The sequence below is a fragment of the Arachnia propionica genome, assembly GCF_900637725.1.
Taxonomy (GTDB): Bacteria; Actinomycetota; Actinomycetes; order Propionibacteriales; family Propionibacteriaceae; genus Arachnia; species Arachnia propionica.
Window position 1 is genome coordinate 727,212 of sequence record NZ_LR134406.1, and the last position, 21,589, is coordinate 748,800.

The window sequence follows — 21,589 nt, forward strand, 5'->3', positions numbered from 1 at the left end:
CAGTCTAAACCTTTGATCGTCAACTTTTTAACACCCTTCACATCAGGCGTTTGGCCACTCCTCGCCCTCAGGGAACTGGCCCGTGATGATGTAGATGACGCGGCGCGCCACCGCGACGGCGTGATCCGCGAACCGTTCGAAATAGCGGCCCAGCAGGGCGACATCGATGGCCTGCTCCACCGAACCCGACCAGTTCTTCCCCAGCAACACACCGAAGTGGTCGCGACGCAGATGATCCATCTCGTGGTCGATCTCCGCCATCCGCAGAGCGGCGACGGCGTCACGGTCCTTCAGCGACTGGTTGGCAAGCTGGATCATCGCCACACACACCTCCGACATGCGAGAGAAGTTCTCCCGCAACGAATCCGGTACCGCCGAGTCCGGGAAACGCAGCCGGGCGATCTTGGCCACGTGCGCCGCCAGGTCACCCATGCGCGCCAGCTCGAAGACCACCCGGATCGCGGAGACTATGGTGCGCAGCTCGCCAGCCACCGGCGCCTGGAGGGCCAGGAGGGACAGGCAACGGTACTCGAGTTCCTCGTGCATGGCGTCGAGCTGGGAATCGTTGGAGATGACGGCCTCCGCGCGGGCCAGATCGGGTTCCAGCAGGGACGCGGCCGCCTCGCTCACGGCCACCTCGACCAGGACCGCCATGTGTTGGAGGCTGTCGAGCAGGCCATTGAGTTCTTCGTGGTAGCTGGCGCGCATGCTTCGTCTCCGTCCTTCGGGGATGGGAACCCCGAGAACGGAAGTCTAGTGGTCGCCACCAACCGCTGGTCCTGACCGTAGGATCTGGAACATGGCCGTCGTCGTCGCCTTCCTGATGGGTGCCCTGCTCGCTCTGGCGGCGGCGCGTGTCGCGGGGATCCTCGGTTCTCCTGCCCGGACGGGGAAACCGCAGCCCGCACCTCGGGAGCCGTCCCCGGTCCACGACGACCTGGCCGCCGTCGTCGATGTGCTTCCCCTCGGGGGACTGCTGGTCGGCCCCCACGACGAGGTGGTGAAGGTGAACACCCAGGCAACGATGATGGGGCTGGCCCGGGGAACACGGGTGGGATTCCCGGGGCTGCTGGACCGGGTACGACAGGTGCGCAGAACGAACACGGAATACCTGGGAAACGTCATCCAGGACCGTCCCCCGGGCATGGATGGCGTCGAGTTCTCCACCCGGGTGCTCCCGCTCGGCCGGGGGTTCGTCCTGGTCATGGCCGAGGACGAGGCCGCGACCCGACGCGTGGATGCGGTGCGGAGAGACTTCGTGGCGAACGTCTCGCACGAACTGAAAACCCCGATCGGTGCGATGGGAATCCTCGCCGAAACCATCGAAGCGGCCTCCGAAGACCCCCGGCAGGTAACCCATTTCGCCCGGCGTCTCCAGCGCGAATCGGCCCGCCTGGCCGAACTCGTCGGCCAGATCATCGAACTCTCCCGCCTCCAGTCCTCGGACCCGATGCTGAACCGTGAGGTGGTGGATGTGGAGGAGATCGTCGACGAGGCGATCGGACGGACCCGGGAGGCCGCTGAGGCCCGCAGAATCAACCTCGTGCGCGCCGCCGTGCCCTGCGCCCGGGTGCTGGGGGACCGTTGGCAGCTGATCGACGCCGTGGTCAACCTCGTGCAGAACGCCATCAACTACTCCGACGACAACGCCCGGGTCGTGGTGGCGGCGGCGCAGGTGCGGGACGAGGACGACGACCACGTCGAGATCACGGTGACCGACAACGGCATCGGCATCTCCCAGGAGGACCAGGAACGCATCTTCGAGCGCTTCTACCGGGTCGACTACGGGCGTTCCCGGGAGAGCGGGGGCACGGGGCTGGGACTGTCGATCGTCCGTCACATCGCCCTGGCCCACAAGGGGAGCGTTAGAGTGTGGTCACGGCCCCGCAGGGGGTCCACCTTCACACTGCGGCTTCCGGCCCACCAGGATGGGGTCGTCGATGGGGAGACCCGGGAGGAATGAGAGATGACCAGGATCCTGATCATCGAGGACGAGGGCTCCTACCGTGAGGCGCTCACCTTCATGCTCGGCAAGGAGGGATTCGATGTCGCCGCCGCGGCGGACGGGGAGAGCGGCCTGGCCGAGTACGAGCGCAACGGCGCGGATCTGGTGCTGCTGGACCTGATGCTGCCCGGAATGCCCGGGACCGAGGTGTGCCGCAGGCTGCGGGCCCGCGGCGACGTCGCGATCATCATGGTCTCGGCGCGGGACTCCGAGACGGACAAGGTGGTGGGTTTGGAGATCGGCGCCGACGACTACGTCACGAAACCGTTCTCCCACCGCGAACTCGTGGCGCGGATCCGCGCCATCCTCAGGCGCGGCCACGACACCACGCTGATCCCGGAGGTCGTGGAGATGGACGGGGTGCGCATCGACGTGGAACGCCACCAGGTTCTCGTCGACGGACAGGAGGTGAGGTTGGCGCTTCGCGAGTTCGAGCTGCTGGAGTTGCTGCTGCGCAACGCGGGGCGTGTCATGACCCGCGGCCAGATCATCGACCGCATCTGGGGCAGCGACTACGTCGGCGACACCAAAACCCTCGATGTCCACGTCAAACGCCTCCGCAACAAGATCGAACGCGAACCGTCCAAGCCGTCCCGGGTGATCACGGTAAGGGGATTGGGCTACAAGTTCCGGGGATGAGCGGCGGTCCCGGCGACGGAACGAGAGGTTCCCCGGTGCCTGTCAGGCCCCGGGATCATCCACGGGGCCGATTCGTCCCACCATGGTAGGATGGCCTCCGGAAAGGGGCCTACAAGACATGACTTTTACGGTCGGAGAGACGGTGGTCTACCCGAATCACGGGGCGGCTGTCATCGAAGACATAGAGACCCGACAGATCAAGGGAGAGGACAAACTCTACCTCGTACTGCGCATCATAGGTCAGAACGACCTCGTGGTGCGCGTTCCCGCCTGCAACCTGGACCTCGTCGGTGTGCGCGACGTGGTCGACGCCGATGGCTTGGAGCGCGTGTTCCAGGTGCTGCGTGCCGAGCACACGGAGGAACCCACCAACTGGTCCCGCCGCTACAAGGCGAACCTGGAGAAACTGCACTCCGGGAACGTCATCAAGGTTTCCGAGGTGGTCCGTGACCTGTGGCGTCGCGACCGCGACAAGGGCCTCTCGGCCGGTGAAAAGCGCATGCTCGCCAAAGCCCGCGCCATCCTCGTGGCCGAACTGGCCCTCGCTGAGGACGTCGCCGAGGACCGCGCCGAGGTGATGCTCGACGAGGTCCTGGCCTCGTGAGCCGTTGAACAACAACACGAACGAACCGGTCGTCGCCATCGTGGCGGCGGCCGGTTCCGGGTCTCGGCTCGGCGCATCCGTGCCGAAGGCGCTGGTGGAACTCGGCGGGATGTCCTTGGTGCGCCGCAGCGTCCTGGCAATGCGTGACGGAGGCGTGGGACACGTGGTGGTCACCACACCCGAGGGTTGCCTGTCGATCTTCGAGGCGGCCCTGTCCGGACTGGACGGCATCACCTGCACCGTGGGTGGGACCGAACGCCAGGATTCGGTCAGACTCGGGCTCGACGTGCTGTCGGAACGCTTCGGCCCCGAGACCATCGTGCTGATCCACGATGCGGCCCGTCCCCTGGTGCCCCCGCAGGTCGTCACCGCCGTACTGCGCGCGGTGGCTCACGGCGCGGAGGCGGCCATACCGGTGGTCGCGGTCCACGACTCGATCCGACAGGTCGGTGACGACGGATCCCGGATCGTCGACAGATCCACTCTCCGAGCCATCCAGACCCCTCAGGGGGCCCGGCTGGGGCTGCTCCGCGAGGCCCACGAACACGTGGCCAGGCACGGACTGGCCATCACCGACGATGCATCCGCGATCGAGGCGCTCGGGCATCGTGTGGTGCTCGTGCCCGGGCATCACGACGCGCTGAAGGTCACCGAGCAACTCGACCTGGCCCTGGCGCAGGGAATCCTGGACGGCAGGAGCCGGATATGAGGGTCGGTATTGGAACCGACATCCACAGGCTGGAGGCCGGGGTGCCGATGTGGGTGGCCGGGCTGCACTTCCCGGACGAACCGTTCGGCCTGTCCGGGCATTCCGACGGCGACGTGGCGGCCCACGCCATCGTCGATGCGCTGCTGGCCTCGGCCGGGCTGGGGGACATCGGATCGAACTTCGGCACGGACCGCCCAGAGTGGAAGGGCGCATCGGGGATCGCTTTCCTGACCGAGACGGCCAGGCTGCTCCGGGCCGCGGGCTTCGGGATCTGCAACGTCAGCGTCCAGGTGATCGGAAACCGGCCACGCATGGCCGCGCGCCGCGGCGAGGCGGAGCGGGTGCTCTCCGAGGCCATCGGGGCACCGGTGTCGGTTTCCGCCACCACCACGGACGGGCTGGGGCTCACGGGCCGCGGAGAGGGGGTCGCGGCGATAGCGGTGGCCATGACGATCGCGGGCTGAACCGCCTGAACGATCCAGCCCGCGAGCGACATCGACGAAGCACCGACCGGAATCCTCCGCGGAGAACAACACTCACTCGGTGCTTTCCGGCGGTTTCCTACTCGACCTCGCCGGACGATGCGGCGAAGGTGTTGCACTGGCCCAGCGACCCATTGGAGTTCAATCCACGTTCCAGCCACATGTGACGGTTCTTGCCCTTGCCGTGGTCGCCCTCTTCGTTCGGGTCGCCGTTGTTGCGCTCCCTCAGCTTGTCGTCACCCAGGTCCATGATGATGTTCAGAATGTCCTGGCGATCCGCGTCGGTGAGCTTGAGTCCCTGCCAGAGGGAGCTCATGGCGGCTCCGGCGAAGCAGTCGGCCTGGGTCTCGAGACGTCGGCTTATCTCCATGGCCTTGGAATCGCTGCCGCTCTTGGCCAAGGCGTTTCCGCTGACCAGTATTCCGGACTGCCCCTGTATGGTGTGCCCGTACTCGTGGGCGATGATCAGGTTGAAGATGGCACGAGCCTTGGACAGATCGGTGGAGAGGACGTCGAGCATGTCCTGGGCGATGTATATCCGCTGGTCTGCCGCGCAATAGAAGGCGTTCTGGGACTTCTGTTTCCCGCATTCCGTGGTGACGGTCCCGCCCTCAGGGAAAACCGTGATCTTTGGCTGGAAGGTTTTGTATCCCGCCTTTTCCAGAGTGGGGCCCCAGACCCGGGTCAGGCAGCCGAGGTAGGCCTGCAGGTTGGCCTCCAGCTCCTCGTCTTTCTGTTTGCCGCCCGGGAGAAGTTCGAGATCGCACCGCACAGGGGATTCCAGGGATGTGCTGTACAGGGGGTTGTTCTCCGTCAGGGTCTTCGCCTCCGCGTTATTTTTCGGTACCACGACGGGAGGGGGTGTTTCGTCGACGGTCGGGACCTTCCAGTCCTCGTTCTTGTAATCGGTGGAGACGGTCGTGGAATCCGGCTGATTGTTGATGAAGGAGATGACGACCATGCCGATCAGCAGGGTGAGGGCGCTGAACAGGGCAACCAGCAGTCCTGTTGGGCGGCGTTTGGGCACCCCCGGTGGGGCGTAGTAGCCGCTGGGGGTGAACGTCGGAGCGGGCTGCTGAATGGCGGGGAAGCCCTGGGGGGTGGGACGGAAACCCGTGGGGGCACCGGGAAGAAAAGCAGAGCCCGAAGCCGTGGGCAGTTGCGGCGCGGCCGGGGCCGGATAACTGGTAGCGGCCTGGGCGGGAGGCGCCGCGGGCCGGGTGGCGGGAAACTGCGGGGGCGGTGGGGATGGCTGCTGTGGCATCGCCCTGTGCGGTGTCGTCGGGGGAGTCTCCGACTGCGGCGCCATCCTGCGCGGAGCGGCCGGAGTCTCCGCCGGGCGCTGGTAGGGGGAGTACGGCTCCGGCGCCTGGGGAGGCTGCTGATCCGGGGGGAGCCCCCGTTGTGGTGTTCGCAGCGGGGGCTGCTGGCCCTGCGTGGGCACCGGCGGCTGCCAAGGTGCGGGGGGCCGATCCGGGTAAGGGCTCCCTCCGGGTCCCTGTTGGTTGGGCCATCCCGGGTACTGCGGTTGCATCGAGTTCGCCACGACGTTCAGGGTAGCCGCATCGGGGGTCGTGGCGCGGTGAGTGCACTGGGGACGAATTTGCCTCGTTCATGCTGTACCGTCAGCAGCGAAAACTTCGATCCGAGGAGCCCGAGGTGCGTACAGTCCGCCTGCTGCTGGTCCCGTTCGTGCTGTTGCTCGGCCTGATTGGTGTGTCTCAGGCCCATGCCGACGAACCGAACGCCAAATCCTACCTTTTCGAGGGAAAGCTTGAGGCGAACGGGGTGTTGACGGTCACCGAGACCATCAAGTTCGACACCCCGCCCGCGGAGTTGACCCAGCGGATCGCGAATCGTGCTCCCTTCGACCGGAACCGCTACTACGTCTACGACATCTCCGAGGCGAGCGCGACGGGTGCTGAGAACTTCACATCCAAAGTGGAGGGGGACTACACGGTGCTCTCCATGAAACCCTCCGCCGAGGTGAAGATCACCTACAAGGTCACCGGAACCACCCGTTCCGAACCGGGTTCCAACGGCGAGATCAGCGTGTTTACCTGGCGTGCGCTTCAAGGATTGTCGGTCGGGGTCGAGAAGGTTTCCGGAAGCCTGCAGGTGGATGCCATGGCGCAGCTGGTGGACTGCACCGCGGGCCCGCCCGGAGCCCTCGAAAAGTGCCAGCTCTACACGGCCGGTGCCCACAACTCACCGACCCCGAAGTTCGAATCGGCGACGCGGGGCGCAGGCGAGCAGGTGACCTTCACCGTCGGTTTCAGCGCCGATCAGGTCACGGCGACGGCCCGGATCCACGAGCAGTGGAACCTCGACCGGGCGTTCACGATGGACCTCGCAACGACGGGCGCGGCGCTGGCCACCCTGGTGGTTGGTGCGTTGCTGCTGTGGTGGCTGCATCGCCGCACCGGTGCGGATCTCGTCTTCTCTGGTGAGGTCTCGGCCGTCGGGTCGTTCCGCCCCGTGGGCGACGGGGAATCGGTGTTCGAGCCGGGCGAGGGTATGCGCCCCGGTCTGGTGGGCACCGTCGCCGATGAGCGCGTCGACCCAGTCGACATCACGGCCACGTTGATCGACCTCGCTGTTCGCGGTCACCTGCGCATCACCGAACTCCAGCACACCCAGTACGGATTGGTGGACTGGCAGTTCAGCCGCTTGGAGAATCCTGCTGACGAACTACTTCCCTACGAGTCCCGGCTCCTGGACGCCGTGGTTCCGGATGGCGGGCATTCCCTCGCCTCGCAGCTGCCCGAGGTTCTGGCACCCGCCCTCGGACAGGTGCAGGATGCCCTCTATGACGAGGTGGTCGAACGCGGCTGGTTCGAGACCCGCCCCGACTCCACCCGCAGCTCCTGGGCCGTGCGCGGCTGGATCGGGCTTGGTGTGGCGCTGGCGGCGGGCGCCGCTCTGATCGCCTTCACCAGGTTCGGCCTGGTGGCCCTGGTGCTGCTGGCCCTGGCCATCTCGCTGCTGTGGATGGCGCCGCGCATGCCCCGCCGCACACCGGACGGCACCCGGCTCGTGACAGCCCTCGGGGCGCTCTCGGCGCTGCTGAACACCCACCCGACCAATCAGATGCCGAAGGGCAGGGAACTGGCGGAGATTTCCCGCCTGCTGCCCTACACCATCGTCCTGGGCGGGCGTCAGCGCTGGCTGGAGGCGATGGCGGCGGCCGACGCCGACGACACCCCGGATCCGACGGAGGTCTCCTGGTACCACGCCCCGGAAACCTGGCACCTGCGCGACCTGCCCGCTTCCCTGACACAGTTCGTCAACACCGTCCAAGGCCAGTTGTTCAGCCGCTGACCGCTCGGCGGCCCGGGGGAGCGCACACCGGAGGCGTCCGGTGTGCGCTGGCGGCCTTCCGGAATCGGTGCCAAAGGAGCCGGCGCGGCCCCGGGTCCGTTCAGAAATTTTTGCGACATGTCTGAGGTTTGAGATGCCAATTGCGCGAATCCCGGTGGGAAGCTGCAAACTAGTGCCGTGCCGCTAGAACTGTTAGTCGTGCTGCTGCTGGTGATCGCCACAGCCTTGGCCTTCGATTTCACCAATGGCTTCCACGACACCGGCAACGCCATGGCCACATCCATCGCCACGGGCGCGCTGAAACCGAAAACCGCCGTGATGCTCTCGGCGCTGCTGAACCTCGTGGGGGCCTTCCTCTCCGTGGAGGTGGCGCTCACCGTCACCAACGCCGTGGTGAACCTCCAGGACGACGTGGGGGCGCCCCGCCCCGAACTGCTCGGGGACGGCGGCGAGGGGCTGCTGCTGATCGTGCTGTCGGGCCTGGTGGGCGCCATCCTGTGGAACCTCCTGACCTGGCTGTGGAGCCTGCCGTCGAGCTCGTCCCACGCCCTGTTCGGCGGCCTCGTCGGCGCGACCATCGCGGGCCTGGGCATCGGCGGGGTCAACTGGGTCGGTGACGGCACCAGGCTCGACGGGGTGGTAGGGAAGGTGATCCTGCCCGCCCTCGTCTCGCCGGTCGTGGCGATCATCGTCTCGGGGGTCGGCACCTGGCTGGTGTTCACGATCACCCGCGGAATGGACGAGAAACGCCGGGAGCGGGGCTTCAGGTGGGGGCAGGTCGGTTCTGCCTCGCTGATCTCCCTGGCACACGGCACCAACGACGCCCAGAAGACCATGGGGGTCATCACCTTGGCGTTGATCGCCACCGGAAACTGGACCCAGCTGCACGCGGTACCGTTCTGGGTGAAGGTGGCCTGCGCTGTCGCCATCGCGTTGGGCACCTACCTCGGGGGCTGGCGGATCATCCGCACCTTGGGCAAGGGGCTCGTCGAGATCAACTCCCCGCAGGGCATGGCCGCCGATGCGTCATCTGCTGCGGTGATCCTGGCCTCCAGTCACATGGGTTTCGCCCTTTCCACCACGCACGTCGCCACCGGATCGATCCTGGGAAGTGGCCTCGGGCGTTCCGGTGCCAAGGTGAACTGGCGTGTGGCCGGGAGGATGCTGATGTCGTGGGCGATCACCCTGCCCGCCGCCGCGCTCGCGGGCGCCGTCATGTGGTTGGTCGGGCACCTGCTCGGTGGGCTGTTCGGGGCCCTGGCGATATTCGTGATCCTGCTGGCAGCGGCATCGTTGATGTACCTGCACTCCAGGAAGTCCACCATCGACCACAGCAACGTCAATGACGAATGGGTGGAGAACGTCACCGCCCCGCGACCGTTGGCCGCAACCACCGAGGTGGCGGATCTGATCGAACTCGAACAGCCCGAGGGCAGTCGCGCATGAAAATCCTCTGGCTCGCGTTCGAGGGCACCTGGCACGTTCTGCTTGCCGGGTTGATCCTGGGGGCGGGGCTTCCGACGCTGTTCGCGCTGGGCGTGCGTTCCCTGTCGATGGGCACCAGAGGTGATCCCGCCCGGAGACCGAGCCTTTTGGGAAAAGTGATCGCGGGGCTGTGTTTCGCCGTGGTGCTGCTCGCCGTTCTAGCGGGAATCGCGACGATCGTCGCCCACGGGCTGGGGGTTCAGCTGAGCTTCGACGGCATCATCCCGGTCTTCACCAGCAGGTAGCCCTCTCGCGGCGTGACCGGGGCGGCGCCACAGGTTTTCGCCCACGCCCCGGGCGAAATCTCTCCTCCCGCACACGAATCGCGGAGCCTTGACGGTTCAGCGTCGGCGGGTTCAGAGGGTGTGCGCAACAACAGTTTCTGGAGGTGTGTTGTGCGGTTGGATGAGCAGCGTCGTGGGTTGATGTTGGTGTTGTTGGGGCAGGGCCGGTCGTGTCATTCGATCGCGCGGGAGTTGGGTGGTAGTCCTTCCACTGTGAGGAAGGTGGCTGTCGAGGCGGGGATGGTGTTGTCGAGGGGCCGGGTGGGAGGGGTTGGTGGGTTGAACGAGCATCGTTACAGTCCGCGGCGGCGTCGGCGGCGGTTACGGGAGAACCCGGTGTTGGAAGTGGGAGAGCCAGCGCAGTGGCGTGACGGGCAGGGCCGGTTGACCCTGGCGGGGCGGATCCTGATCGAGGTTCGGGTCGGTGACCGGGTTCCGCCCTCCCAGATAGCTGCAGAACTCGGTGTCCACCGTTCCACGGTCTCCAGGGAGATGAAGCGTTGTCCTGGCCGGTACCGGGCCCAGCCGGCGCAGCGGCTGGCAGACTGGTCACGTCGGCGTCCCAAGGACAGGAAGCTGGTACTCGGGACACCGTTGTGGGACGAGGTGGTGACACGGTTGAACAACAAACATTCCCCGCAGCAGATCGCTCACCGGCTGCGTCAGGACTTCCCGGAGGACCCCACGATGTGGGTCAGTCACGAGACGATTTACCAGGCCCTCTACGTCCAGGCCGCCGGCGGGCTGCGTCATGAACTCACCGTCGAGAAAGCCCTGCGTTCCGGACGTACCACCCGAGGTCCCCGGTCACGGCTGTCCGGGCGGGGTAGCCGTAGCTGGATCGGTGAGGCCACCATCACCAACCGTCCGGCCGAGGTCGAGGACCGGGCAGTTCCCGGGCACTGGGAAGGAGACCTCATCATCGGCAAGGGCGGCACCTCGGCCCTGGTGACCCTCAACGAACGCACCACCCGCTACACCATGATCCAACGGGTCACCAGCCGTGACTCCACCACCGTGACCGACGCGTTGATCCAGATGGCCCGCCGACTCCCGGCCACCTTGATGACGACCCTCACCTGGGACCAGGGCATCGAGATGGCCCAACACGCCCGCTTCACCCTCGCCTCGGGCTGCCAGGCCTACTTCTGCGATCCCCACTCTCCCTGGCAACGCCCCACCAACGAGAACAGCAACGGCCTGATCCGGGACTTCTTCCCCAAAGGCACCGACTTCACCCACATCACCGACACCCAGGTCCAACACGCTGAAGACCTCCTCAACACCCGACCCCGCCGAGTACTTGACTGGGCCACACCAGCCGAGAAAATGGAACAACTACTCAACGTTGCACACACCACTTGAAACCGCCCGTCGCCACACGACGTTGAACCGTTTTTCTTCCGCGATTCATGTACAGGGGAGGATGCCGATCGCGCGACTCCATATATACGTGTTAGCATGTATGTATGAGACGGACGGCCGAGGACGCGGCCAGAACCCGCGTCGCGCTGCTGGAGGCGGCGCTGATGTCCTTCGAGGAGAAGGGGTGGCGGGGGGCGACATTCGAGCATGTGGCCGAGCGGGCAGGCGTTACGCGAGGCGCACTGCACCATCATTTCCGCGACAAGCAGGCACTGCTGATCGCTGCCCTCGAATGGGGCTGGTCCGACTACGAGCAGCGTCTCTTCGCAGGCATTGACGACGAATCCGAGAGCGGCGCACGCGAGAAGATCGAGGCCCTGCTTTCGCATTTCGTGCGGCTGCTCACCGGCGACCCGAGGTTCCGGGCACTGGCCTCCACAACCGTGCTGGTTGCGCCGCACGCGGCTGGGCGGTCCGAGAAGAATGACGCGCTCGACGGCTGGCGCGGTCGCATCGAGGATGTCATCGCCGCCAGCGGGGAGGCCGGTCATCTCGCTCCGCGAGGCGTTGCCGGACTCGTGCTCGTGCTGCTCCAAGGGTTCACCGTGACAGCGGTGATCCGCCCCCAAGACCTTCCGCAACCCGACGAACTCGACGCCTTCGTCAAGGCGTTGGTGAGGGGGTTGCTCAACTCCTGAAAGAACAACATCACAATGACTCCCAACAATGATTCGCGCCCTGCCGGCGCGACTCCCGTCCGCGCGACCGCCGTCGCCGGAGCTGTCCTCTTCACCGACATGCTGCTCGAGGGCTTGGCGATCCCGGTGCTTCCGCTGCTGCCCGCAGTGGTCGAGCAGGGGGAGGCCGCCACGGGTATTCTCTTCTCCTCCTACGCCGCCGCGATGATCGTCGCGACGCTCTTCACCGGTCGTGTCGTCGACCGGCGAGGCCCCAAGCGACCTCTGCTGACCGAGCTGATCGTCCTCGTGGCCGCCACCCTGCTGTTCGCCACCGGAGGGCCGTACTGGCTGTTGCTGGTGGCCCGTTTCGTGCAGGGCATCGCCGGTGGGATCGCATGGGTCGCGGCCCTTTCCCTGATCGCCGCCGCCACCGGAATCGAGAAACGAGGCCAGATGATGGGCATCGCCATGTCGACGGTGACCCTCGGGGTGCTCGCTGGTCCACCTCTGGGCGGTTTCCTGGTCGATGCCTTCGGGCCGGCATCCCCGTTCCTGATCGCGGCGGCCGTCGCGATCGTGGACATCGCGCTGCTGCTGGCCCTGATCCCGGGATCCCCCCGGCAGAGCGACGACACCGCTGGTCCCTTCACCGTGTTGAGGGTCCGGGGCTCCGTCTCCATCGTCGCGGCCATCGGCATCGGCGCGGCAGTTCTCGCCGCGGTGCAACCGGTCCTGCCCGGTCGCATCGGTGAGCAGTCCTCCGCAAGCACCATCATCGGTGTGCTGTTCGGGACTGCCGCGCTGGCCGGTATCATCGCCAACCCGATTGTCGGGCACCTCATGACCTCGACGACACCCCGGTTGCTGGTCGGTGCCGGCATTGTCGCGGTCGCCGCGGCCCTGCTGGTCATTGGCTGGTCGTCCGAGCTCTGGCAGATCGGAATCGGTATGGGGCTTCTCGGCCTGTCCTCGGCGATGCTGCTCGCCCCGGCCACCACGCTGATCAGCGAGCAGGGATTTCGATCGGAGCCGCCGACCCTCGGGGGTTCGTTCGCGCTGTACAACCTCGCCTATGCTGCTGGCCTGACCATCGGTCCGCTGCTGACGGGGTTCGGTGTGCAACAGACCGGGTTCACCACCGCGATGGCGATCACCGCCCTGGTGTTCGCGGTTCTCGGTGGCGTCGCTCTCGTTCGCCTGCCCGCCGGGCTGGCGAGGACCACTGAATGAAGGACGTTCATGCGTGATGCAGAAACGCTGAGGCGTGTCCTCGCCCAACTCGACGGGCGGGGATACGCCTCGTACAAACAACTGACCGGCAGCTACCGGATCGGTACCGTCCGGCTTGTCGTCGACCACGTGCAGGTCGACCCCTACGCCCCGCCGTCGCGGATGCGCATCATCGTCAACCGGGAGGTCGCGGATCTGCCCGCCGACCTGACCGACGACGCCGCGGGCAGGACCGCGGTCTCCGACTTCCTCACACGCCGGTTCGCGGACGCCGCGCATCGAATGATCCCGAGGCCGGAGGGGACGGGAAACGGCGGGTTCGTGGGCATCGGTCGGCCCGGCCAGGAGGTGCTGGAGCGTACCAGTGTCGCCGTCTTGGCGGACCGGGTCGAGGCCCGCATCGACGTCGGCCTGCCCGCCTCCGGGCGCAGGGCCCGCGGACACCAGGCGGCCAGGCTCCTGACCGACCTCCTGCCGCGCGTCGCCGAGGCCTCCTTGCTGCACCGGAACCTCGACCGGCGTGCCCTGCGCGAACACGTCACCCTGCTGCGCGACCAGGAACACCTCCGCGGGCTCCTGCCGGGGCGCGGGCTGGTGGCCTTCGTGGGCGACGGCGCGATCCTGCCCCGCCGCTCCGGCGATTCCGACCTGCCCCTCACAGGCGATGCGGTCGTTCCCTTCGAGAGCCCGGGAAACCTGCGGGTCACCTTCGACCTGCCCAGCGGCCGCCGGGTCACCGGCATGGGCGTCCCCGAGGGTGTGACCGTGATCGTCGGCGGCGGGTATCACGGGAAATCTACGCTGCTGCGCGCGATCGAACGGAGCGTTTATCCCCACATCGGCGGTGACGGCCGCGAATGGGTCATCACCCGCCCGGACGCGGTCACCATCCGCGCGGAAGACGGCCGGGCGGTCACCGGCGTGGACATCTCCCCATTCATCACCAACCTGCCCTCCGGCACCGACACGCGCTGTTTCAGCACGACCAACGCCAGCGGCTCCACATCCCAGGCCGCCAATCTCGTCGAGGCCGTCGAGGCCGGAGCGTCGACGTTGCTGATCGACGAGGACACCTCGGCCACGAACTTCATGATCCGCGACGAACGCATGCGCGCCCTCATCCCCGCAGCCCAGGAACCCATCACCCCGTTCGTGGACCGCATCCGTCCCCTGTACGGCGAGCTCGGGACATCGACGATCCTCGTCGCCGGGGGCTCCGGGGCGTTCTTCGAGGTCGCCGACCACGTCATCGCCATCAATCACTACGTGCCCGTCGACGTCACCGAAAAGGCACACGAAATAGCGGCCGCCCCGCCGTCCACCGAGGCGACGGAGGTGTTCAACGGCCTGCGGGCGGGACGCCCCGGGGTCGTGTCCCTGCCGCCATCCGGCACCGGTAAACCCGCCAAGGCGCGGAGCCGCACCAGGATCCAGTACGGCCGCGACGACATCGACCTCGCCGCGGTTCCGCAGCTGGTCGACGCCGCGCAGACGCAGGCCATCGCCCACGCGCTGGACCGCATCGGCGACCTCCTCGACGACCGGGCGGGCATGCCCGAGCGGATCGACGAACTGCTGCACCGCATCGACGAGAAGGGCCTCGACTGGCTTTCACTCCACTGTGGTCATCCCGGGCACCTCGCCCGCCCCCGCCGCCACGAAATCCTGGCAGCGGTCAACCGCCACCGGGGACTCCGGGTCCGGCCCTGACCCCGTCCCCGGAACCCAAAGCTGGTTGAACCGGGTCTCAGTGGAGGAACAGCCCGTGTCGAAACCACTGCCGGAAGCCGGGGAAGGGTCCTCGGACATGCGCGAGGTGGTTTCGACACGATCCGCTCGCTGGCGCTCGCGGATCGGCTCAACCAGCTTCGTAGGGATGGTTGGTGTTCGCGGACCGGTTCGGCCGGCTTTGGAAGATTGAGGAGCGGTGGGAGGGTTGATGATCCTCGTCCCCGAGAGAGGCAGTCAGGGAAGGCGTGGGCGCTCCAAGGGGAGGTGATGCGGGTATTCCCGGAAAGGGGGAGTCTGGGTGGGGCCGGTGCAGGTTGGTCATGCGGGATGGGTGTCAAGATGGTTTCTGGCCGATTTGGGTTCACTCGTGCGGAAGGAATGGAAGTGGCCCTGATTCGCAACGGAAGCTACCTGAAGCTGGCGTCGGCGATGGGGGTGTCGTCGATTGGGGACGGGATCCGGCTTGTCGCTGCTCCGCTGCTGGCGTCGACAATGACGTCGGATCCGCTGTTGATCTCGCTTGTCGTCGTGGCCAACCGGCTCCCGTGGCTGTTGTTCGGCCTGGCAGGCGGGGTTGTCGCGGATCGGTTCAAGCGGAAGTCGCTGATGGTGCTGATCGACCTGTCGCGGTGCGTCTTGGTGGGGGCGCTCGCGGGGGCTGTGTTCTTCGACCTCGCCGGAATCTGGGTGCTGGCGGTCGTCAGCTTCTGTCTCGGTGTCGGCGAGACGGTCTTTTCGGCGGCGAACCAGGGCATGATCCCGGAGATCGTGGAGGACCCCGACGACCTGTCAGCGGCCAACGGCACGTTCCATGCGATGCAGGCGGCGTCGATGAACTTCATCGGGCCCGGGCTGGGCGGGCTGCTGTTCAGTTTCGCGCGCTGGCTGCCGTTCCTGATAGACGCGGTCTCGTTCCTGCTGGCCTCGGCACTGGTGGCGCGCATCGCAGGCGGAGGACAGGCGCCCGCCAGCGGCGGGGCGGGGATGTGGCAGGCCGTGCGGGAGGGCGTCGCGTGGTGCCGGGGCAAGCCTGTGGTGGTCGCTTTGTTGTCGGTGATGGGCGTCGTCAACTTCGCCCAGAGCGGGGTGCTGGCGGTCATGGTTATCTACGTCACGAACGACCTGGGCGCATCAGCGACGGCGTTCGGCGTCGTGTTGAGCATCTCCGGCGCAGGAGGTGTGCTCGGAGGGGCCCTAGCGCCGGTGGCCGATCGGAAACTGGGCTTCAGCTACGTTCTGCCGGTGGGGGTGGCTCTGGCGGGACCGTTGCTGCTCCTGATGATCGCTTCAAACAATCTTGTGCTGCTTGCCGGCTGCCTGTTCTTCAACTCGTTCTTCGGCATCATGGTCAGCGTCCTGGTCGCATCTCTGCGGCAGAGGATCGCTCCGCGCGAGCTTGCGGGCAGGGTGGCGAGCGTCCAGGCGTTCATGGCCATGGGAATCGCGATGCCCGGCGGTGCGCTGCTGGGCGGAGTCACAGCGGAATTGCTCGGAGTCCGATTGGTCTTCATCCTCTCCGGGGCCCTGTGCCTGCTGCTGTCCCTGGCGACAGCCCGCAACCTGCACCCGCGCGCACTGAGACGAGACATCGCAGAGCTGGTGGCGAAGGCGTCGCCGACGAAGTGATCCATGCCCCGGCGGACTGATTCGGTTGACGAACCAGCCGGAGCGCCATCCCGCCCGGCTACGAACCGGACGGGGCACAGGAGCCGCGCACACCGGGCTCTTGCGGGAGCAGAAGGTCGCGCAGGGCAACACCAGCGCAGCGAAACCGCCGAGCACGAGCAGCACTCGACTGCGGGGTGTACCGGCCCCTTTCTGCCGAGGCTTCCTCAGGCTGAGTCAGACGAACAACTGGAGGAACACCCCGGCCGAAAGGGCCAGCAGCGGAATCAGCTCGAAAACGTCGTCATCACAACGTCAGGCCCGGATAGAGCGGGTGCAGATCCAGGAGCTTCGCCGCGCGATCCTTCGATCCATCCGCGACCTCCTGGGCCAGTTCGTACTTCGCCTTGCCCGGTTTACCGTCCTTCGTGGTGGTCGGGGTGGTCTTCTTCAGCACGTCGGTGATCATGGCCGCGACCTCGTCCATGTCAGAAGTGGTGAAGCCCCGCGACGTCAAAGCCGGGGTGCCGAGCCTGATGCCCGAGGTGTACCAGGCGCCGTTGGGGTCGTTGGGCACCGAGTTGCGGTTGGTGACGATGCCGGAATCCAGCAGCGCCGACTCCGCCTGCCGCCCGGTCAGACCGAAGGAGGAGACATCCAGCAGCACGATGTGGTTGTCGGTACCTCCGGTCACCAGGGTGCCGCCGCGTTTCAGCAGCCCTTCGGCGAGGGCGCGGGCGTTGTCGACCACCCGGTGCGCGTAGTCCCGGAACGCCTCGGTGCGGGCCTCCGCCAGGGCGACGGCCTTGGCAGCCATGATGTGTGACAGGGGACCGCCCAGCACCATCGGGCAGCCACGGTCGACGTCACCCGCGTAGTCCTTGGTCGCCAGCACCAGGCCGCCGCGCGGGCCGCGCAGCGACTTGTGGGTGGTGGTGGTCACCACCTGGGCGAACGGCACCGGGTTCTCGTTGCCCGTGAACACCTTGCCCGCCACCAGGCCGGCGAAGTGGGCCATGTCGACCATCAGCACCGCGCCGACGGAATCGGCGATCTCCCGCATCTTCGCGAAATCGATGCGACGCGGGTAGGCGGAGTAGCCGGCGACGATCACCAGCGGTTTGAACTCGGCGGCCTGCGCGGCGAGGGCGTCGTAGTCCAGCAGCCCGGTGGTGGGGTTCGTGCCGTAGGAGCGCTGGTGGAACATCTTGCCCGACACGTTCGGCCGGAACCCGTGGGTCAGGTGCCCGCCCGCATCCAGGCTCATGCCCAGCAGCCGCTGGCTGCCGAACCGGGCCCGCAGCGTCTCCCAGTCGGCCTCGGACAGTTCGGATACGTTCCTCGAACCAAACTCCGTCAGCGCCGGGGTTTCGATGTGATGCGCCAGGATTGCCCAGTAGGCGGTCAGGTTCGCGTCGATCCCGGAATGGGGCTGTGCGTAGGCGTATTCGGCGCCGAACAGTTCACGCGCGTGCTCGGCGGCCACGGACTCCACTACGTCGACGTTCTGGCAACCCGCATAGAAACGGTGGCCGATGGTGCCCTCGGCGTACTTGTCGCTCAGCCAGGTGCCCATCGTCGCGAGCACCGGCAGGCTGGCGTAGTTCTCGGAGGCGATCAGCTTCAGGGATGCGCGCTGGTCGGTCAGTTCGTCGCGGATCGCCTGGCAGATCCGGGGCTCGACCTTCCCGATCACATCCAGCAGGGTCCTGTAAGCGCCTGAAAGCGCCGTTGCATCAGTCACATCTACTCCTCTGGGGAATTGGTGGTGGGACCAAATCTAGTCCCCGGGGAGCGGCCGCGAGGGCCAAACCCCGGGGAAAGACCTGACCGGACAGCTGTTCGATGCGTCTCAGGCCAGCCGCCACCGGCTGATGGCCTGGGAGTCCTCGAGCAGTTCCGCGAACAGCCCCTCGGTTTTCGCCAGCTCGGCGGGGGAGCCCTGCTGCACGACCCGGGTGACCTGACCGGCCTCGCGGCCACTCAGCACCGCCACCGAGTGGGCGTTCATAATGGTGCTCAACCGGTGGGCGATCACCACCACCGTGCGACCCCGGGAGAGTTCCTCGAGGGTCGTGGTCAGGACCGCCTCGTTCTCGGCATCCAGCGCCGAGGTGACCTCGTCGAGCAGCAGGATCGGGGCGTCCTTCAGGAAAGCGCGGGCGATCGAGACGCGCTGCCGTTCACCACCGGACAGGCGCAGTCCACCCTCGCCGACGGGGGTGTCGAGTCCCTGCGGCAACCGTTTCAGGGCCTCCTCCAGGCGGGACCGGCGGATGGCTTCCTCCACTTCCTCGTCGGTGGCCCCGGGTTTGGCGATGCGAACGTTCTCGCGGATGGTGGTGTTGAACAGGTAAACGTCCTGGAAGACCATCGAGATCATCGACATCAACTGTTCCGTGGCGATGTCCCTGACGTCGACCCCACCGATGGTGACCCGACCGGCGGACACGTCCCAGAACCTCGCCGCCAGTTTCGTCAGCGTCGACTTGCCACAGCCCGAAGGCCCGACGATCGCGGTGATCTGGCCCTGTGGCGCATCCAGGGAGAAGTTCTGGAACAGTGGGGCATCCGGGTCGTAGGAGAAGGTGATGTCCTGGAACCCGATGTCGTGGTTCCCGGGAACTTGTGGTTTCTCGGGCTCGGGCATCACGGGGGTGTCCAGGATCTTCCCGATGGCCTCCAGCGAGATCTCGCACTTCTGGATCTCCCCCTGGTACAGCAACGCGTGGGTCATGGGGGTCACGAACCGGGTGGTCATCACCACGACGGCCACGAAGGTGGCCAGATCCAGCGACCCGTCCAGGGCGAACGCCAGCCCGAAGGCCAGAACCCCGGCGAAGACGGCGTGGGTGATCACCAGCAGGGTCCCCAAGGGCGGGCCCTGGAGCTTGAGCAGCCGGTGAACGCCCTGGTTCTCCGCCTCCAGGGTGCTCCGGATGGGGGACCACTGCATGCCGGCCAGGCCACGGGCCCTGAGGACGGGCTGGAGCTGGGCGTACTCGATCAGCCTTCCCGCGCTGGCCGAGCTGAGCACGGGTTCCTGGGCGTGTTCCTGCTTGATGCTGCGCAGACCCCAACGCCACACCAGATAGGTGAAGGGCAGGCTGACCGCCATCACCAGGGCCAACCGCCAGTCGAAGAAGAAGGTGGCCACCAGCACGGTGCCGGGAATCACGATCGCCGAGACCAGGTTGGGCAACACCACTGATGCCAGGTGGGAGAGGATGCCCACCTCGCTGGATACGGCGGCGGCCACGTCCCCGGCGCTCCGGGCCCGGAACCAACCCAGCGGGAGAGCCGAGACCCGGCGCCCGATCTTCGAGATCAGGTTGCCGCAGACGTCGATGACGCTGATGCGCATGGCCATGACCATGCTGATCCAGTTCACCAGGAAGGCGGCGGCCCCGAGACCGATCAGAACCCACAACCACGTCAGGGAGGACGCCGGATCCGGGCCCAGGAAGGCCCGCAGGAAGGGGATCAGGGCCACGAAGGCCAGGCCCTGCAGCAGCGCGGAGACGGCGTAACCGGCGATCAGAGCGTTCACGACTCCCGGTTTGTCGAGGTAGCGACGGAACTGCTTCAGCATGCCTGTTCCTTTCCCCTGAGCCCTTCCAGGGCGTGGGCGATGTTGGTCTGGTTCCGCCACAACCGGGCGTAGGGGCCGTCCTGGGTCAGCAGGTCGTCGTGGGTGCCCAGCTCGACGAGCCGGCCCGCGTCGATCACGGCTATCTGGTCGACGCCCTGGATCGTGGAGAGCCGGTGGGCGATCACGATCACCGTGCGTTTCTGGGCCAGGTTGCTGATGGCCTGCTGGATCAGACGTTCGGAATGGCTGTCGGCCTGCGCCGTCGCCTCGTCGAGGATCAGGATGGGGGATGCGGCCAGGAAGGCCCGCGCAATCGTCAGGCGCTGCGCCTCACCCCCGGAGAGATGGGCGCCCTCACCGATGATCGTGCCGTAGCCGTCGGGAAGCTGCATGATGCGGTCGTGAATGCAGGCGGCCCTGGCGGCCTCCTCGATCTCGTGTTCGGTCGCATCCGCGTTCCCGAGGGCGATGTTTGCGCGGACGGTGTCGGTGCTGAGCATGACATCCTGGAAAACCAGCGACATCGACGAGAGCAGTTCCCGCGAGGGCTGGTCCCGCACGTCGCGCCCGTTGACGAGCACCGTCCCGGAATCGACGTCCCAGAACCGTGCGATGAGCCTGGCCAGCGTGGATTTCCCGCCGCCGGAGGGGCCGACCAGCGCCGTGACCGTGCCCGGTGGGCATTTCAGGGAGAGCTCCTGGATGACCGGTTCCCCGGGGTCGTAGGAGAAACTGACGTCGCGGAACTCCACCGCGGGGGCTTCCTCCTCCGGGGCGATCTCGGCGTTCGGTTCGGACAGCTCCGGGGCCTGCAGGATGTGCAGGGTGCTGTTCGCGGCCTGCTTCGCCGCGTACAGGTTCTGTGACATCTCCATCAGGGTCAGCAGCCCCTCGGGCAGCCCGACCCACACCAGGGCGAAGGCCACCACCGTCACCGGCGACAACCATCCCTGGAGCGTGAACACCAACCCCAGCCCCATCGTCGCGGCGAACACCGGGCCGGGCCGCAGCAGCGATGCGATCAGGCTCAGGCCGATGCTCTGCTTCTGCATCCATACCAGGGAAACCTTGGAGAACCTCTTCTGCGCCTCGTCGAAACGTCCGAAGACTTCTGCGGTCATGCCGAAGTTCTTGACCTCCTTGATGCCGTCCACCAATTCCACCGTCCGGTCCGAAAGCTGCCGCTCGGCCTCGGCGTAATCATCGAACACCTTCCTGATCCCCGTCATGCCGGTCGCATACACCACGACCGAGAGCAGCAGGTAGCAGCCGATCAGCAGACCGGCGAAGCGCCAGTCCAGCCAGAACAGGTAGCCGAGGCTGACCAGCAGGCTGATGAGGGAATTTGCGAAGTCGCCGGCCAGGTGCGCCACCAGGGAGTGGATGTCGGCGGTGTCGTTCGAGACGGCCTGCCGGATGCGACCCGAACTCCGGGCCGAGAACCAGCCGAGGTTCACGACCCCCAGTTTGCCGATGAGCCGCTGCCGGAGCTCGTGACGGAGCCTCGCCTCCGCGGTGTGATTGTTCCCCAGCGCGTAGGTGTAGGAGAGCGAATGGACCACCATGCACACCACAGCGGCGATCACCCACCCCCACAGGTGCGCGGAATCCGGGTTCCCCGCCAGTAGGGAACGGGTGATCTCGACGATCGCTATGTAGGGCACCACCTTGAACACCGCTCCCAGAGCGGCGAGGGTGAACCCCAGGTACATCGAGCCGCGTGCGCTGCGGACCAGATCCCACACGGACCTCGGGGCATTCGCGGGAACGGCGTCGGAAACAGAAGATTGCGTTGACATGATGTCTCTTCCAGATAGAAGGCAGGCATGCCTAAATTAGCATTCTGGGGGTATACCC

At 66.6% G+C, this 21,589-nt stretch carries 18 protein-coding genes; 13 read left to right on the top strand and 5 right to left on the bottom strand.

Annotated features, from left to right (window positions below):
• Positions 1-42: 42 nt before the first annotated feature.
• Entirely contained in the window at positions 43-708 is a 666-nt protein-coding gene (gene phoU, locus EL272_RS03210) for a phosphate signaling complex protein PhoU (RefSeq protein ID WP_014845779.1), read from the bottom strand.
• A gap of 91 nt (positions 709-799) precedes the next feature.
• Here phoU and EL272_RS15935 point away from each other — a divergent pair, with 91 nt between their 5' ends.
• From EL272_RS15935 to ispF, 5 genes are all read left to right on the top strand, one after another.
• Entirely contained in the window at positions 800-1,963 is a 1,164-nt protein-coding gene (locus EL272_RS15935) for a sensor histidine kinase (protein ID WP_061788379.1), read from the top strand.
• Between the two features lie 3 nt (positions 1,964-1,966).
• Positions 1,967-2,644: a response regulator transcription factor gene (locus tag EL272_RS03220; RefSeq protein WP_014845781.1), complete on the top strand. Its 678-nt coding sequence runs from the start codon at positions 1,967-1,969 to the stop codon at positions 2,642-2,644.
• A 118-nt stretch (positions 2,645-2,762) separates the two neighbouring features.
• Positions 2,763-3,248, top strand: a complete 486-nt coding sequence (locus tag EL272_RS03225; protein ID WP_041696187.1) for a CarD family transcriptional regulator — start codon at positions 2,763-2,765, stop codon at positions 3,246-3,248.
• A 4-nt stretch (positions 3,249-3,252) separates the two neighbouring features.
• Positions 3,253-3,957 carry a 2-C-methyl-D-erythritol 4-phosphate cytidylyltransferase gene (gene ispD, locus EL272_RS03230; protein WP_041696189.1) on the top strand — a complete coding sequence of 235 codons (705 nt, stop codon included), beginning with the start codon at positions 3,253-3,255 and terminating at the stop codon, positions 3,955-3,957.
• A complete protein-coding gene (gene ispF / locus EL272_RS03235) occupies positions 3,954-4,421 on the top strand; it encodes a 2-C-methyl-D-erythritol 2,4-cyclodiphosphate synthase (RefSeq protein ID WP_014845783.1) in 468 nt (155 codons plus the stop codon). Before ispD ends, ispF begins: the two co-directional genes overlap by 4 nt.
• Before the next feature lie 97 nt (positions 4,422-4,518).
• Here the strand turns inward: ispF and EL272_RS03240 are convergent, their stop codons facing one another.
• The gene (locus EL272_RS03240; RefSeq protein WP_014845784.1) at positions 4,519-5,703 is read right to left on the bottom strand and encodes a neutral zinc metallopeptidase; all 1,185 of its coding nucleotides are present in this window, start codon (positions 5,701-5,703) and stop codon (positions 4,519-4,521) included.
• A gap of 395 nt (positions 5,704-6,098) precedes the next feature.
• On the opposite strand from EL272_RS03240, the gene EL272_RS03245 reads away from it, so the two are divergent.
• The 8 genes from EL272_RS03245 (at position 6,099) to EL272_RS03280 (ending at position 16,161) form a co-directional block, all read left to right on the top strand.
• Complete coding sequence (locus EL272_RS03245) at positions 6,099-7,760, top strand: DUF2207 family protein (protein WP_061788378.1); 1,662 nt, start codon at positions 6,099-6,101, stop codon at positions 7,758-7,760.
• 177 nt (positions 7,761-7,937) lie between these two features.
• Positions 7,938-9,206 carry an inorganic phosphate transporter gene (locus EL272_RS03250; RefSeq protein WP_014845786.1) on the top strand — a complete coding sequence of 423 codons (1,269 nt, stop codon included), beginning with the start codon at positions 7,938-7,940 and terminating at the stop codon, positions 9,204-9,206.
• Positions 9,203-9,490: a hypothetical protein gene (locus EL272_RS03255; RefSeq protein ID WP_014845787.1), complete on the top strand. Its 288-nt coding sequence runs from the start codon at positions 9,203-9,205 to the stop codon at positions 9,488-9,490. Before EL272_RS03250 ends, EL272_RS03255 begins: the two co-directional genes overlap by 4 nt.
• Positions 9,491-9,865: 375 nt before the next feature.
• A complete protein-coding gene (locus EL272_RS03260; protein ID WP_244926085.1) occupies positions 9,866-10,894 on the top strand; it encodes an IS30 family transposase in 1,029 nt (342 codons plus the stop codon).
• Positions 10,895-10,998: 104 nt separating this feature from the next.
• On the top strand, positions 10,999-11,592 hold the full coding sequence (locus EL272_RS03265) for a TetR/AcrR family transcriptional regulator (protein ID WP_061787895.1): 594 nt from the start codon (positions 10,999-11,001) through the stop codon (positions 11,590-11,592).
• 15 nt (positions 11,593-11,607) lie between these two features.
• The gene (locus tag EL272_RS03270; RefSeq protein WP_061787894.1) at positions 11,608-12,804 is read left to right on the top strand and encodes an MFS transporter; all 1,197 of its coding nucleotides are present in this window, start codon (positions 11,608-11,610) and stop codon (positions 12,802-12,804) included.
• Positions 12,805-12,813: 9 nt separating this feature from the next.
• Positions 12,814-14,514 carry an ABC-ATPase domain-containing protein gene (locus tag EL272_RS03275; RefSeq protein ID WP_061787893.1) on the top strand — a complete coding sequence of 567 codons (1,701 nt, stop codon included), beginning with the start codon at positions 12,814-12,816 and terminating at the stop codon, positions 14,512-14,514.
• A 405-nt stretch (positions 14,515-14,919) separates the two neighbouring features.
• Entirely contained in the window at positions 14,920-16,161 is a 1,242-nt protein-coding gene (locus tag EL272_RS03280; RefSeq protein WP_014845793.1) for an MFS transporter, read from the top strand.
• Between the two features lie 286 nt (positions 16,162-16,447).
• Here the strand turns inward: EL272_RS03280 and EL272_RS03285 are convergent, their stop codons facing one another.
• The 3 genes from EL272_RS03285 to EL272_RS03295 all read right to left on the bottom strand — a co-directional run bounded on the left by EL272_RS03285 (position 16,448) and on the right by EL272_RS03295 (position 21,531).
• On the bottom strand, positions 16,448-17,884 hold the full coding sequence (locus tag EL272_RS03285) for a glycine hydroxymethyltransferase (RefSeq protein ID WP_014845794.1): 1,437 nt from the start codon (positions 17,882-17,884) through the stop codon (positions 16,448-16,450).
• Between the two features lie 108 nt (positions 17,885-17,992).
• Positions 17,993-19,732, bottom strand: a complete 1,740-nt coding sequence (locus EL272_RS03290; RefSeq protein WP_061787891.1) for an ABC transporter ATP-binding protein — start codon at positions 19,730-19,732, stop codon at positions 17,993-17,995.
• On the bottom strand, positions 19,726-21,531 hold the full coding sequence (locus EL272_RS03295; protein WP_073970073.1) for an ABC transporter ATP-binding protein: 1,806 nt from the start codon (positions 21,529-21,531) through the stop codon (positions 19,726-19,728). Before EL272_RS03295 ends, EL272_RS03290 begins: the two co-directional genes overlap by 7 nt.
• Positions 21,532-21,589 lie beyond the last annotated feature (58 nt).

Excerpts from the sequence above, each read along its gene's own strand:
- EL272_RS03255 (WP_014845787.1), top strand. The coding sequence starts at position 9,203 with ATGAAAATCCTCTGGCTCGCGTTCGAGGGCACCTGGCACGTTCTGCTT.
- EL272_RS03295 (WP_073970073.1), bottom strand. The coding sequence starts at position 21,531 with ATGTCAACGCAATCTTCTGTTTCCGACGCCGTTCCCGCGAATGCCCCG.
- EL272_RS03270 (WP_061787894.1), top strand. The coding sequence starts at position 11,608 with ATGACTCCCAACAATGATTCGCGCCCTGCCGGCGCGACTCCCGTCCGC.
- EL272_RS03275 (WP_061787893.1), top strand. The coding sequence starts at position 12,814 with ATGCGTGATGCAGAAACGCTGAGGCGTGTCCTCGCCCAACTCGACGGG.
- EL272_RS03290 (WP_061787891.1), bottom strand. The coding sequence starts at position 19,732 with ATGCTGAAGCAGTTCCGTCGCTACCTCGACAAACCGGGAGTCGTGAAC.
- ispF (WP_014845783.1), top strand. The coding sequence starts at position 3,954 with ATGAGGGTCGGTATTGGAACCGACATCCACAGGCTGGAGGCCGGGGTG.
- EL272_RS03220 (WP_014845781.1), top strand. The coding sequence starts at position 1,967 with ATGACCAGGATCCTGATCATCGAGGACGAGGGCTCCTACCGTGAGGCG.
- EL272_RS03240 (WP_014845784.1), bottom strand. The coding sequence starts at position 5,703 with ATGCCACAGCAGCCATCCCCACCGCCCCCGCAGTTTCCCGCCACCCGG.
- EL272_RS03225 (WP_041696187.1), top strand. The coding sequence starts at position 2,763 with ATGACTTTTACGGTCGGAGAGACGGTGGTCTACCCGAATCACGGGGCG.
- EL272_RS03265 (WP_061787895.1), top strand. The coding sequence starts at position 10,999 with ATGAGACGGACGGCCGAGGACGCGGCCAGAACCCGCGTCGCGCTGCTG.
- phoU (WP_014845779.1), bottom strand. The coding sequence starts at position 708 with ATGCGCGCCAGCTACCACGAAGAACTCAATGGCCTGCTCGACAGCCTC.
- EL272_RS15935 (WP_061788379.1), top strand. The coding sequence starts at position 800 with ATGGCCGTCGTCGTCGCCTTCCTGATGGGTGCCCTGCTCGCTCTGGCG.